This is a genomic window from Hydrogenophaga sp. T66, from assembly GCF_057219855.1.
Genome location: NZ_JBXVVX010000001.1, coordinates 1,689,517 through 1,702,540 on the forward strand (window position 1 = coordinate 1,689,517; position 13,024 = coordinate 1,702,540).

Annotated in this window: 13 protein-coding genes and 1 riboswitch; of the genes, 4 read left to right on the top strand and 9 right to left on the bottom strand. The window is 71.5% G+C overall.

Features of this window, described 5'->3' with window-relative positions:
• Nucleotide 1 precedes the first annotated feature (1 nt).
• The 7 genes from bioB to AC2D80_RS07805 are packed head-to-tail and all read right to left on the bottom strand — an operon-like array spanning nt 2 to nt 7,034.
• Nucleotides 2-1,033, bottom strand: a complete 1,032-nt coding sequence (bioB, locus tag AC2D80_RS07775) for a biotin synthase BioB (protein ID WP_484632397.1) — start codon at nt 1,031-1,033, stop codon at nt 2-4.
• Complete coding sequence (locus AC2D80_RS07780) at nt 1,030-1,875, bottom strand: ABC transporter ATP-binding protein (protein WP_484632398.1); 846 nt, start codon at nt 1,873-1,875, stop codon at nt 1,030-1,032. The genes bioB and AC2D80_RS07780 overlap by 4 nt, the downstream gene beginning before the upstream one ends.
• Nucleotides 1,872-2,849: a FecCD family ABC transporter permease gene (locus tag AC2D80_RS07785; RefSeq protein ID WP_484632662.1), complete on the bottom strand. Its 978-nt coding sequence runs from the start codon at nt 2,847-2,849 to the stop codon at nt 1,872-1,874. The genes AC2D80_RS07780 and AC2D80_RS07785 overlap by 4 nt, the downstream gene beginning before the upstream one ends.
• Before the next feature lie 23 nt (nt 2,850-2,872).
• On the bottom strand, nt 2,873-3,757 hold the full coding sequence (locus AC2D80_RS07790) for an ABC transporter substrate-binding protein (RefSeq protein ID WP_484632663.1): 885 nt from the start codon (nt 3,755-3,757) through the stop codon (nt 2,873-2,875).
• 26 nt (nt 3,758-3,783) lie between these two features.
• Nucleotides 3,784-4,350, bottom strand: a complete 567-nt coding sequence (locus AC2D80_RS07795) for a bifunctional adenosylcobinamide kinase/adenosylcobinamide-phosphate guanylyltransferase (protein WP_484632399.1) — start codon at nt 4,348-4,350, stop codon at nt 3,784-3,786.
• The gene (locus AC2D80_RS07800; protein WP_484632400.1) at nt 4,343-5,164 is read right to left on the bottom strand and encodes an ABC transporter substrate-binding protein; all 822 of its coding nucleotides are present in this window, start codon (nt 5,162-5,164) and stop codon (nt 4,343-4,345) included. Before AC2D80_RS07800 ends, AC2D80_RS07795 begins: the two co-directional genes overlap by 8 nt.
• 10 nt (nt 5,165-5,174) lie before the next feature.
• Nucleotides 5,175-7,034 (bottom strand): TonB-dependent receptor domain-containing protein, encoded by a 1,860-nt coding sequence (locus AC2D80_RS07805; protein ID WP_484632401.1) that lies wholly within the window; start codon nt 7,032-7,034, stop codon nt 5,175-5,177.
• A gap of 69 nt (nt 7,035-7,103) precedes the next feature.
• Nucleotides 7,104-7,360: riboswitch (cobalamin riboswitch) on the bottom strand.
• A 48-nt stretch (nt 7,361-7,408) separates the two neighbouring features.
• Here AC2D80_RS07805 and AC2D80_RS07810 point away from each other — a divergent pair.
• From AC2D80_RS07810 to AC2D80_RS07820, 3 genes are all read left to right on the top strand, one after another.
• Complete coding sequence (locus AC2D80_RS07810; RefSeq protein WP_484632402.1) at nt 7,409-7,636, top strand: DUF904 domain-containing protein; 228 nt, start codon at nt 7,409-7,411, stop codon at nt 7,634-7,636.
• On the top strand, nt 7,633-7,992 hold the full coding sequence (locus tag AC2D80_RS07815; protein WP_484632403.1) for a cell division protein ZapA: 360 nt from the start codon (nt 7,633-7,635) through the stop codon (nt 7,990-7,992). Before AC2D80_RS07810 ends, AC2D80_RS07815 begins: the two co-directional genes overlap by 4 nt.
• Nucleotides 7,993-8,262: 270 nt before the next feature.
• Nucleotides 8,263-9,078, top strand: a complete 816-nt coding sequence (locus tag AC2D80_RS07820; RefSeq protein WP_484632404.1) for a sulfite exporter TauE/SafE family protein — start codon at nt 8,263-8,265, stop codon at nt 9,076-9,078.
• A 13-nt stretch (nt 9,079-9,091) separates the two neighbouring features.
• Here AC2D80_RS07820 and rraA read toward each other — a convergent pair whose 3' ends face one another.
• Nucleotides 9,092-9,604 (bottom strand): ribonuclease E activity regulator RraA, encoded by a 513-nt coding sequence (rraA, locus tag AC2D80_RS07825; RefSeq protein ID WP_484632405.1) that lies wholly within the window; start codon nt 9,602-9,604, stop codon nt 9,092-9,094.
• Between the two features lie 224 nt (nt 9,605-9,828).
• On the opposite strand from rraA, the gene AC2D80_RS07830 reads away from it, so the two are divergent.
• Nucleotides 9,829-10,284 (top strand): SWIB/MDM2 domain-containing protein, encoded by a 456-nt coding sequence (locus tag AC2D80_RS07830; protein WP_484632664.1) that lies wholly within the window; start codon nt 9,829-9,831, stop codon nt 10,282-10,284.
• A gap of 105 nt (nt 10,285-10,389) precedes the next feature.
• On the opposite strand, the gene cphA is transcribed toward AC2D80_RS07830, so the two are convergent.
• Complete coding sequence (gene cphA, locus AC2D80_RS07835; protein WP_484632406.1) at nt 10,390-12,969, bottom strand: cyanophycin synthetase; 2,580 nt, start codon at nt 12,967-12,969, stop codon at nt 10,390-10,392.
• Nucleotides 12,970-13,024 lie beyond the last annotated feature (55 nt).

The window sequence follows — 13,024 nt, forward strand, 5'->3', positions numbered from 1 at the left end:
GTCAGCCCAGGCGCGAGCGCACGCCGAGCTTGTCCATCAGCGCGCGGTCCGCGCTCACGTCGGGGTTGCCGGTGGTGAGCAGCTTCTCGCCGTAGAAGATGGAGTTGGCGCCGGCCAGGAAACACAGGGCCTGCACCGCTTCGCTCATCTGCTGGCGCCCCGCCGACAGGCGCACGCGGGCGCGCGGCATGGTGATCCGGGCCACCGCGATCGTGCGCACGAACTCCAGCGGATCGAGGTCGGGCTGATCGGCCAGCGGCGTGCCTTCGACCTTCACCAGGTGGTTGATCGGCACCGATTCCGGGTAGTCGGGCGACAGGTTGGCCAGCTGCGCGACCAGGCCGGCGCGCTGGCGGCGCGATTCGCCCAGACCGACGATGCCGCCGCAGCAGACTTTGACCCCCGCGTGGCGCACGCGCTCCAGCGTGTCGAGGCGGTCCTGGTAGTCGCGGGTGGTGATGATGTCGCCGTAAAAGTCGGGCGCGCTGTCGAGGTTGTGGTTGTAGTAATCAAGCCCGGCGTCGCGCAGGGTTTCGGCGTGGCCCTCGTCGAGCATGCCCAGCGTGGCGCAGGCTTCCAGGCCCACGCCCTTGACCGCGCGCACCAGCTCGGCCACGGCCTCCACGTCGCGGTCCTTCGGTGCGCGCCACGCCGCGCCCATGCAGAAGCGGGTGGCGCCTGCCGCCTTGGCGCGCTCGGCGGCCTCGCGCACCGCGTCCACCGCCATCAGCTTGCCAGCGGCCAGCCCGGTGTCGTAGTGCACGGACTGCGGGCAGTAGCCGCAGTCCTCGGGGCAGCCGCCGGTCTTCACCGACAGCAGCGTCGCGAGCTCCACCTCGTTGGCATCGAAGTGTTCGCGGTGCACCGTCTGGGCGCGGAAGATCAGGTCGGCGAAGGGCAGCTCAAACAGCGCCGCCACCTCGTCCTCCGACCAGCGGCCGGTGGAGGCCGGGGACGCCGCAGCGGGCGTCGGCTGGGCGCGCGGCACGAGGCGCACGGGTTGTTCGGGGGGGGCGGTGAGGGATTCGCTCATGCGTGTTCTCCGGGGGAATCGTGTGGGGGCGTGAAGCCCGGCATTGTCGGTGCAGCGCGGGGGGGGAACCCCGGCGATGCCGTGCGGGGGACCACCACCCACGCGCCAGCGACGGGGTGGATGTCGAGCCGGTCGTCAAACACGGTGCGCACTGCCGCGCGGGTGGCGGCGTCGGCCGGCGGGCCGTGGTGGACGACCCGGCCCGATTGCATCACCAGCACCGCGTCGGCCTGCAGCGCCATGCCGACCTCGTGCAACACGCTGACCACGGTGCGGCCCTGCGCCGCAAGCCCGCGCACCAGGGCGAGCCAGTCGGCCTGGTGCGGCACGTCCAGGTTGGCCAGCGGTTCGTCCATCAACAGGACCGGCGCCTGCACCGCCAGCAGCCGCGCCAGCCGCACGCGCTGGCGCTCGCCGCCGGAGAGCGAGCCCAGCGTCCGTTCGCGCCAGGACCAGGCCTGGGTGGCGTGCAAGGCCTCGGTCACGGCCGCGCGGTCGGCCGCCGAGGGCGCGGCCAGCCAGCCCTGATGCGGCAGGCGACCGAGCATGACGAGATCCCACACGCGCAGGTCTTCGCCGCCGCTTTCTGCCTGACCGAGCCAGGCCAGGGTGCGCGCCCGCTCGCGGGCCGGCCAGGCCTCCCGCGGGCGATCCCGCAGCATGACCGCGCCGCGGTGGGGCACCACGCCGGCCAGGGCGCGCAGCAGCGTGGACTTGCCGGCGCCGTTCGGGCCGACCACGGCCGTCCAGCGGGCCGCCGCCAGCGTCACGTCCACGCCGGCCAGCACCTCACGACCGCCCAGCGACACCGCCAGCCCCGTGGCGCGCAGCGCGGCGGTCACGACCCGCCCCCCAGCACGCCGCGGCGGTGCATCAGCCACAACAGGTAGCCGCCACCCAGCAAGGCGGTCAACACGCCCACGGGCAGTTCCTGCGGTGCGATCAGCGCGCGCGCCGCGAGATCGGCCGCCAGCAGCAAGGCGCCGCCCATCAGCGCGCTCAGCAAGACCAGCGACGCGTGGCGGGCCGGCGCGATCGCCCGCACCAGATGCGGCGCGGCCAGACCCACAAAGGCAATCAGCCCGGTCTGGGCGACCGCGGCGCCGGTGGCCAGCGCCAGCGCGCCCACCAACGCCAGCCGGGCCGCGCCCAGCGGCAGCCCCAGGCTGCGGGCCGTCGCCTCGCCCAGCGCCAGTCCGTCCAACACACGGCCGAGACCCAGCGCGGTGAGGCCCGACAACCCCAGCGCCGCCGCCATCACGACCACCGCCGGCCAGCCCGACAGCGCGGTGCTGCCCAGCATGAAACCCTGCATCGCCTGCAACACCGCCGGGTCAGCCAGCGTGACCAGTTCGCGGGCCGCGCCCAGCACCACGCCCACAATCACGCCCGCCAGCAACAGCCGCAGCGTGTGTTGCACCCCACGCGCGAGCGCCAGCGTCAGGCCCACGCCGGCCAGCGCGCCAGCAAACGCCGCGCCGGTCAGACCCAGGCGCGACCAGCCGTCCAGCGCCATCGACGCCCCACCCGCGCCCACCAGCGCCAGCGCCACGCCCAGCGCCGCGCCGGATGCGCTGCCCAACAGGAACGGATCGGCCAGCGGGTTGCGGAACAGCCCCTGCGCCACCGCCCCCGCCAGCCCCAGCAGCGCCCCGGCGAGCCACGCGACCGCCGTGCGCGGCAGGCGGATGTCCCAGGCAATCTGCGCGGCCACCGCGTCGGCCGCAGCCGCGCCGGGCCAGGCCCAGCCGGTGCTGCCCACGCCCACGCCCAGCCAGCCGCCCACCACGGCCAGCACCACCAGCGCCACCGCCAGCACCACGGGGCGGGACCCGGCGGTCACCGCGTCCCCCGCACGGCCGCGCAGCGGGCCATCAACGCGGCCGCCTCGGCCATGCGCGGCCCGGGGCGCACCAGAATGTCACCCTGCGCGGGCGTGAATGTGCAAACGTGTCCTTCGCGCACGGCGCGCATCCCGGCCCAGCCGGGCCGCTGCGCCAGACCCGCCGCGTCGCGCTCGGCGATCAGGATCAGGTCTGGGTCGGCTCGCACCACGGCCTCCGGGTTGAGCCGTGGAAACGGACCCAAGGCCGCGTCGACCACGTTCACCCAGCCCAACCGCGCCATCAGTTCACCCATGAACGACGAGGGCCCGGCCGCGAACCCGCCGGCGCTGGCCTCCACATACACCCGCAGCGGCGGCACGCGCGACGGCTGGGCCGCCGCGGCCGCCGCCACGCCGTCTTCCACCGCCTGCCACACGCGGTCCGCCCGCGGCGCATCCAGCAAGCCCCCCAGCGCCAACAGCGCGGCGCGGGCCTGCGCGGTTGTGCGAGGCTCCAGCGCAACCACCCGCAAGCCCAGCGACTCCAGGCGTTCGATGCCGCGCGCCGACACGGCCGCGAGCACGACATCCGGCCGAAGCGCCACGATCGTCTCGATCTGCGGGTCCAGCCCCCCACCCACCGTGGGCAAGCCGCGCACCGACGCCGGGTGGTTGCTGTAGCGGTCCACGCCGACCAGCCGGTCGCACCGCCCCAGCGCGCACACGGTTTCGGTGAGCGACGGCAGCAGCGACACGATCCGCTGCGGCGGCGCCGGCAGGCGCACCGTCACCCCGCGGTCGTCGGTGATCGCCACCGGCGCGGCCTGCGCTGCCTGCGCAGTCGCCAGCAGCGCCGAGACCAGCAAGGCCCCGGCCAGCGAAACCAGCCGGGCGGCCAGCGAGGCCCCCACGCGCCAGCCGGCCGTCACCGCGACGCCCCCTTGAGCGTCCACGGCAGACCCGCCGCCATAAACGTCACCCGCTCACACACCGCCGCCACCGCCTGATTGAGGTTGCCCAGCGCATCCACAAAGCCCCGCACCTCGGCGCCCAGCGGCGTCACTCCCAGGCCAATCTCGTTGCTGACGAGCACCACCGGCCCGGCCGAGGCCTGCAGCGCCTCGCCGAGCGCCGTCACCGCCGCCGCCACATCCCCGGGCGGATCGGCTGGGTCCTGCAGCGGCATCAGGCGGTTGGTGAGCCACAGCGTGAGGCAGTCCACCACGACCAGCGTGTCGGCGTCGTTGAGCCGCTCCAGGGCGGCCGGCAGGTCGCGCGGGACTTCCAGCACCGCCAGCCCGGGCACCCGCTCGCGCCGGTGGCGCTCGATGCGCGCCCGCATTTCCTCATCGCCGGGCAAGGCCGTGGCCACCAGCACCGCGCGCCGCGAGGCTCCGCTCGCCATCCACGCGGCCGCCAGTGCCTCCGCCCGGCGCGACTTGCCGCTTTTCTGACCGCCGAGGATCAGCTCGGTGCGGGCCACCTCAACCATGGCGGTCCATCCACGCGGTGATCAGCCGGTGCAGGCGATTCACGCCATCGGTCAGCGCCGCTGGCCCGGGCTGCAGGATGTCGGCCGACTTCACCTCGTGCAGCTCCTGATTCACCACGGCCGGGACCGCCTCCCAGCCGGGCCGGGCGCACACCTTCTCCGGCCGGAAATGCTTGCCGCACCACGAGCCGATCACCAGATCAGGCGCGCGGCGCACGATTTCCAGCGGGTCGGCCACGATGCGGTCCTTGCCCAGCGGCATGACCGCCTTCTCGGGGAAGATGTCTTCGCCGCCGGCGGTGTGCACCAGCTCGGACACCCAGCGGATGGCGCTGATCGGCGGCTCGTCCCACTCCTCGAACCACACCCGCGGGCGCCGCTGGCCCCGCGCGAGGCGCGCGGCCACCTCAGCCCGCATGGCCGCCAGCCGTTCCCGGCTCGCAGCGATCCACGCCTGCCCCTCGTCCGCACAGCCCACCATCGCCGCCACCTGGAACAGCATGGTGTGGATCTCGTCGATGCTGCGCTGGTTAAAGACCGTGACCTGCACCCCGGCGCGGATCAGCGCCGCGGCGATGTCCGCCTGCAGATCAGAGAAACCAAACACGCAGTCCGGCTCCAGCGCGAGGATCTTGTCGATCTTGGCGCTGAGAAAGGCGCTGACCTTGGGCTTCTCCTCGCGCGCCCGGCGCGGCCGCACCGTGTAGCCCGAGATGCCCACGATGCGGTGCTCCTGCCCCAGCAGGTAGAGCCACTCGGTGGTCTCTTCGGTCAGGCAGACGATGCGCTGTGGTCCGGGGCGCGTCGCGGTCATGGCGCGTTCCTCAGCGCGGCGACCACTGCAGGCCGACGAAGAAGGCGCGACCGGACTGGTTGTAGCCGTAGGCGGTCTGGTAATCGCGGTCCGCCAGGTTCTCCACCCGCGCGGTCAGCGCCCAGTCACGGTCCACGCGCCAGCGCGCCTGCAGGTTCACCAGCGCGTAGCCGCCCAGCATCGGCCGGCCGGGCACCTCGGTGCGGTCACCGCTGACGCGCACGTCGCCGCCCAGCGTCCAGTCGCCCACCGGCACCGACAGCCCGGCACTGGCCAGCGCCCGCGCCCGCCGGATCAGCCGCTGGCCGGTGCTGCGGTCGGTCGGGTCCTGCAGCGTGAGGCTGGCGTGGGTGCTGGCGCGGCCCCATCGGCCGGTGGCACTGACCTCCAGTCCGCGGTTGCGCGCGGCCGACACGTTGTTGAACGAGAAGGTGTTGAAGTCGTACTGGAGCAGGTCATCGATGCGGGTGGTGAACCAGGTCGCGCGCACGATCTGACCATCCGCCGCCCACTGCAGGCCCAGCTCGGCCGAGCGCGCCGTCTCGGGACGCAGGGTCGGGTTGCCCGCGAACGGGTCGAACAGGTAGCCCAGCGGCGGCTGGTTGAACGCGGACGACACCGAGGCGATGGCCTTCCACGCCGGCGCGAACTGCCAGCCGTAGCCGAGGTAGCCGGTGGTCTTGGTCAGGCCGCCGTCGGTGCGGTCGCGGCGGGCGTTGAACTGCACGCTGTGCGGGCCGTACTCACCGGTCACGCCCGCGAACGCCGAGGTGACGCGACGCTCGCGCGTCAGGGCCACGCCCGTCGAGTCGCCCGCATCGATCTGCTGCGTCTGGCGCTCGACACCGGCGGTGAAGGTCTGCGCGCCGGCGAGCACGGTGTGCACCCACGACAGCGTGCGCGAGCGGGTGGTCGCGTCGCTGGTGTACGGGAAGCCGGTGAGGCGCGCGTCGTACTCCGCGCGCTCACGACCGGCCGACAGCGTCAGGGCGCTGGTCCAGCCGTCGCCAAGCCGGTTGTGGCTCACCAGCGCGGCCGAGCCGATCTGGTTGCGGCCGAAGTAGCGGTCGGTCGGACCGCCGAAGCCGCCGCCATCAAACGCGTATCGCCCGTCGATGGCCTGCAAGCGCAGCCCCAGCGACTGCTGCGGCGCCCAGTCGTGGTCAAGCGAGGCGTGGGCGCTGCTGTTCCGGTAGCCATCGCGGTCTCGGTTTTCGGTGGGGTACTGCACGGCGCTCATGGCCGAAAAGCCCTCGGTCACGCGGCGCGCCACGCCCAGGGAGAAGCGGGTGTCGCCCTGGCGGCCACTCACGCCAGCGCTGGCGCGGGCCGAACCGTACGACCCCAGCTCGGTGCTCGCGTAGGCGCGCGGCGCGCCTTCGCCCCGGCGGGTGAAGATCTGGATCACGCCGCCCACCGCACCGCTGCCGTAAATGGCCGACACGTTGCCGCGCACGATCTCCACGCGCTCGATGTGGTCCAGCGGAATGTGCTCCAGGCTCACGGTGCCGGTGGCGTCCTGCTTGGTCATCGGCACGCCGTCGATCAGCACCAGCACCTGCAGCGAGGCGCTGCCGCGCAGGAACAGGTTGGCGCTGGTCCCGGGACCGCCGTTCTGGGTGAATTGGAAGCCCGCCTCCCGCACCAGCAAGGACGGCAGATCGGGCGCCTGGCTGGCCTCAATGGCGTCGCGCCCGATCAGCGTGGTGTGCGGCAGGGCGTCCACCAGCAGCTGCTCGGAGCGTGCGGCGGTGACGACCGTTTCCTGGAGGGACGGCGAGGCTTGCGCCAGGCCGAGCGAAGGGGTGGCCAGCGCAGCGGCGGCCAAGGTCAGCGCGGCCCGGGGGGCGCGCGAAAGGCGGTTTTTCATGAGAAACCAGAGTCAGGGTGCCCTCACCGCCTTCCCCGACGGTGCATGGACGTCACGGCGGTGTCTTGCGACACCGCCACCGCGTTGGCCGGTATCCGGGCTGGCAGAACAACCTCCATCGCCTTCCCAGCGCGCGAACGCGGACCAGTGGCGGTGTGATGGAAGCGGAGCATCCGGTGCGTCGTGGCGACGTGCCGGCGGTCTCGTCTGCTTACCGTTGCGGGGGCAGCGCAGGTTAGGTCGGCCTTGTGGGGCTTTCCCTCCTGCTTCCCGTTGAACTGCGGCGTGAGAACCACACCGCGAGCACCAACGCGCCGCATTCTACGTGGCTCCATGACGCCAACCCTACAATGCCGCTGCCGGGAGTCATGACCATGTCCAGCCCCACCCCCCTCGACCAGCTCGCCGACCGCGTGGAGCGCCTGCTGTTGCGTCACGAAGAGCTGCAACGCACCAACGCCCTGTTGCTTGAGCAGGTGCAGGCCCTGCAGACCGAGCGCGACTCCCTGAAGTCCCGCCTCGTGGCAGCCCGCTCGCGGATCGACGCGCTGCTGGACCGCCTGCCGGCGACCGCGGCCGACTCCCGCAAGGACCCCGCATGAGCAGCGCGCCCGCCAAGCCCGAAACCCGCCAGCTGGAGGTCCAGATCATGGGCCAGAGCTACCTGCTCGCCTGTCCGGTCGGCGGCGAAGCCGCGCTGCTGGAAGCCGTGGAGCGGGTCGACACCGCGATGTGCCGCATCCGCGACGCGGGCAAGGTGAAGGCGCGCGACCGCATTGCCGTGCTGGCTTCGCTGAATCTTGCATTCGAACTCGCACAACGACCCGCCGCGGCGCCGGAAACCGTGACCGCAACGCCCTCCGGACCAGCCGGCCAGGCGCCCGCCGACGACGCCCGCGTGGCCGAGCTGATCGCCCGCGTGGACGCCGTGCTCGACCGGGACGGCCAGCTGCTCTGAGTGCCCCCGCGGGGCCAATACCCCTGCCGCGCGCCGAGCGCGACCGCCGGCGACCCGCGCGACCTGTCACCGACCCTACAATCCAGAGCGTCTGCGGTGCTGCTGGGCTTTATAGTTCCTGCAACCAATGCTCATTGAGCACGGGCTTGGTACATTGCGCGGCTGGTGCGAGCGTCTCGCGTCAGACGAACCCGATGCCCCGCTGCCCTCGCCCACCTGAACCCCGGTTCAGGATGCCGGCCTGGCGGCACTTGCAGACACCTTTCCCCCATGCCGTTTGAACCCCTGCTGATCGCGGAATTGGCCATCCTTGGCCTGTGCACTGGTTTCCTCGCGGGCTTGCTGGGCATCGGCGGCGGCATGCTGATGGTGCCGTTCATCACGCTGATCCTCACCGGCCGTGGCGTCTCGCCCGACCTCGCGGTCAAGATGGCCATCGCCACGTCGATGGCCACCATCGTCTTCACCGCGATCTCCAGCGTGCGCGCGCACCACAAGCGCGGTGCCGTGCGCTGGGACATCGTCAAAGGCCTGACCCCGGGCATCGTGCTGGGTGCGGCGCTGGCCAGCCTGGGCGTGTTCGCGGTGCTCAAGGGCTCGTGGCTCGCGCTGTTCTTCGCCGCCTTCGTGAGCTTCTCGGCCACGCAGATGCTGCTCGACAAGAAACCCAAGCCCACGCGCACGCTGCCCGGCACGCCGGGGTTGGTGGGCGCCGGTGGCGTGATCGGCTTCCTGTCGGGCCTGGTGGGAGCGGGCGGTGGTTTCGTCAGCGTGCCCTTCATGACCTGGTGCAACGTGGCCATCCACAACGCGGTGGCCACCAGCGCGGCGCTGGGCTTCCCGATTGCACTAGCCAATGCCGTGGGCTACATCGTCGCCGGTCAGGGCCTGGGCAACCTGCCGCCTTACTCCGTGGGCTACATCTATCTGCCAGCGCTGGTGGTGATTGCCTGCGCGAGCGTGCTGATGGCGCCGCTGGGCGTCAAGGCGGCCCACGCGCTGCCGGTGAAGGCCCTCAAGCGGGTGTTCGCCGGCATCCTGTACCTGCTGGCCGCGTACATGCTTTACAAAGGGCTGAGCGCCTGACCGGCGCGGCCGCTCACAGCGGCCGGTCGGCGATGACGATGCCGTCCTCGTCGGCCCAGAGCCAGTCGCCCGGCCGCACCCACACCCCCTGAAGCCGCACCGGCACGTCGCGCTGCCCGGGCACGCGCCGCTCGGTGGGCAGCGGCATGCTGGCCAACGCGCGGATGCCCACGGCGCACGCGCGCAGTTCGGCCACGTCGCGCACGCAACCGTCGATCACCACGCCGGCCCAGCCGTTGCGAGCCGCCGCCGCGCCGAGATTGCCCCCCAACAGGGCTCGCCGCAGCGAGCCTCCACCGTCCACCACCAGCACCCGCCCTTCGCCGGGACTCTCGACCGCGGCCTTCACCGGCGTGTTGTCTTCAAAACACTGCACCGTGACCACGGGGCCGACAAAGCGGGTGACGGCGCCGAAATCGCGAAACACCGGTGGGAGTACGCGGAAGGCACCGGAGCCCTCGTTTTTGTGCGCGTCACACAGGTCGCAGGTGGGGGTGAATGGGATGGTTTGGAGAGGGCTGTTCATGCGGCCATTGTGCGCATTCCGCCGGGTGCGGCGCGCCGTCGCTCGGCCCGGCGCCGGAGGATGTTGTTTTCAGGGCCAAAAACCGGCGTTTCCCGAGGGAAAACCGCGTGAAATCAGCGCTCGCCACCTTGGATTGGCGCATCAAGTCCATTAGCATCCGCAACACCGGTGTGAAAGCGCGTTTTCCGCTGGTGATCACGTCAACTTCTAGAAGGAACTTCCACATGGCAACTGCGAAGAAAGCTCCCGCGAAGAAAGCGGCACCGGCCAAGAAAGCCGCCGCACCCGCGAAGAAGGCCGCCCCGGCCAAGAAAGCGGCCGCCCCGGCGAAGAAGGCGGCCCCGGCCAAGAAGGCCGCCGCACCGGCGAAGAAAGCGGCTCCGGCCAAGAAGGCCGCCGCGCCCGCCAAGAAGGCCGCCCCGGCCAAGAAGCGCACCCCGAACGCCGCCTTCATGAAGGCCATGACGCCCAGCGCCGCGCTGGCCGCCATCGTCGGCAGCAACCCGCTGCCGCGCACCGAGGTGACCAAGAAGGTCTGGGAATACATCAAGAAGAACAAGCTGCAGGACGCGGTCAACAAGCGCATGATCAACGCCGACGCCAAACTGAAGGAAATCTTCAAGAAGGCCCAAGCGTCCATGTTCGAGATGACCAAGCTGATCAACGACCACCTGAAGTGATCGTTTGAAGCAGCCGCGTGGTGATCGTTGCGGTCACCACCATGAAAAAAGCCGGTGCTCGCACCGGCTTTTTTCATGGCGATGCCCAGTGCGTCGCCCCGCTGATCACGCGGGGGTCTCGGCCTCAGCGCAGCGTTGCCGCAAGTGGGCCAGCGCTTCCTGCACCTGATCGATCAGGATGAGACACAGGTCGCCCGGCTGCAGGCGCTCCAGCGCGGTGTCGATGGCGATGAACTCGCCATGGATCGTATCGATGCGGCGCGTGCGGGTCGCGCCGTCCAGTCCCTGGCGCAGCAACGCGGTGACCTCGCCTTCGGCGCGGCCGCGCTGGCACGCGTCTTCGTACAGGATCACCTCGTCGAACGATGCACCCAACACCTGCGTCTGCTCCCGAATATCCACGTCGCGCCGGTCGCCCGCGCCGCTGATCACGACCAGGCGACGCTGCGCCGGCAGTTGTTCGGTGGCCGCCACGAGCGCGCGCATCGCATCCGGGTTGTGGCCGTAGTCGGCGATCACGGTGGCGCCACGGTAGTTCATCAGGTTGAACCGGCCCGGGACACTGTCGCTGTCGCTGCGGAAGGTGGCCAAGCCCTTGCGAATCTGCGCCCAGGGCATGCCCAGGCCCCACGCGGCGGCCAGCGCCGCCATCGCGTTCTCCACCTGAAAACCGATCCGCCCGGCGAGCGTGAACGGCACGTCGGCCAGCGCCACTTCGTGGCGACGTCCGCCCTGCTGGGCCACGATGTGACCGTTCTCCACCCACACCGCCCGGCGGCCTTGGGCGCGGTGCGTGGCCAGCACCGGGTGGTTGCCGTCGGCCGCGAAAAAGATGACCTGCCCGCTGCACACCTCGGCCATGCGAACGCAGTGCGGGTCGGTGGCGTTGAGCACGCCGTAGCCACCCTGGGCCACGTTCTGGATGATCACGCGCTTGAGCACCGCGATGTCTTCGACCGTGGTGATGTAGTTCAGGCCGAGGTGGTCGCCCGCGCCAATGTTGGTGCACACCGCGACCTGGCAGCGGTCGAAACCAAGGCCTTCCCGCAGGATGCCGCCGCGGGCGGTCTCGAACACGGCCGCATCCACCTCCGGGTGCATCAGCACGTTGCGCGCACTGCGCGGGCCGGCGCAGTCGCCGCTGTCGGTCTGCCGGCCGTTGACGTACACGCCGTCGGTGTTGGTCATGCCCACCCGCAGGCCCTGGGTGCGAAGCAGGTGCGCCACGAGCCGCGCGGTCGTGGTCTTTCCGTTGGTGCCGGTGACGGCCACCACCGGAATGCGGCCGTTCTCCCCCGGCGGGTAGAGGTGATCGATGATCGCTTCCCCGACGGCGCGACCCTTGCCGTAGCTGGGCTGCAAGTGCATGCGCAGACCGGGCGCGGCATTGACCTCGACCACGCCCCCGCTCTGCTCCTCCAGCGGACGCAGCACGCTCTCGCACACGACGTCCACACCGCACACGTCCAGCCCGATCATGCGCGCGGCCGCCACGGCGCGCGCCGCCACTTCCGGGTGCACGTCGTCGGTCACGTCGGTGGCGGTGCCGCCGGTGGACAGGTTCGCGTTGTTGCGCAACACGACGCGCTCGCCCTTGGCCGGCACGGTGTCGGGCGCGTGGCCCTGGGCCTTCAGGCGGGCCAGCGCGATGTCGTCGATGCGCATGCGGGTCAGCGACGTGGCATGGCCGTCACCGCGGCGCGGGTCGGCGTTGACCGCGGCCACCAGCTCGGCGACCGTGTGCACGCCATCACCGATGACCTGGGGCGGGTCGCGGCGCGCCGCCGCCACCAGCCGGTTGCCCACCACAAGCAGGCGGTAGTCGCTGCCCGGCAGATATTTCTCCACCATCGGCTGGCCATACTCGGCCGCCACGCGCACCGCCATCTCCAGGTGGTCGCGCTCGGTGATGTTCACCGTCACGCCCTTGCCCTGGTTGCCGTCGCGCGGCTTGACCACGACCGGCAGACCGATCTCCTGCGCCACGGACCAGGCCTCGTCGGCACTGTCCACCGGCCGGCCGCGCGGCACCGGCACGCCGGCGGCCCGCAGCAGGTTTTTGCTGAGTTCCTTGTCCTGCGCGATGCTCTCGGAGACGGCGCTGGTGCCGTCGACCTCGGCGGCCCAGATGCGGCGCTGACGCGAGCCCCAGCCGAACTGCACCAGCGAGCCCTGCGTGAGCCGGCGGTAGGGGATGCCGCGGGCCACCGCCGCCTGCACGATCGAGCCGGTCGACGGGCCCAGGCGCACGTCTTCGTCGATGTCGCGCAGGCGGGCCACCACGGCATCGACGTCGAACGGCTCGTCCGATTGGCCGCGCGCCACGGCGATCAGGCGCTCGGCCGCCTTCAGCGCTTCGCGGCCCACCTGTTCCTCGGTGTATTCCACGACCACCTGATAGGTGCCACGCTCCACCGTTTCGGTGCAGCGCGAGAAGGTGACGGGACAGCCGGCCTGGGCCTGCAGCTCCAGCGCAACGAGCTTGAGCACGTTGGCCAGCGACAGCTCGTGCGCCTCCCGCGGCCAGCGGCCCAGGGCGGGAAATCGCTCGCGCAGCGCGGTGTCGAAGCCCGGCAGCGAGGCCAGGGAGCGTTCGTCCGGCTGGCAGTGCACGATCGCCTCGATGGCGGTCTGGCGGGTCCAGAGGTTGGGGCCCCGAAGGGCGCGGATGCGGGAGATATCCATAACGGGCTGGGTCTCGCGGAGGGTCGCTGGATCGCGGGGGTCGCGCAGGCGTGTC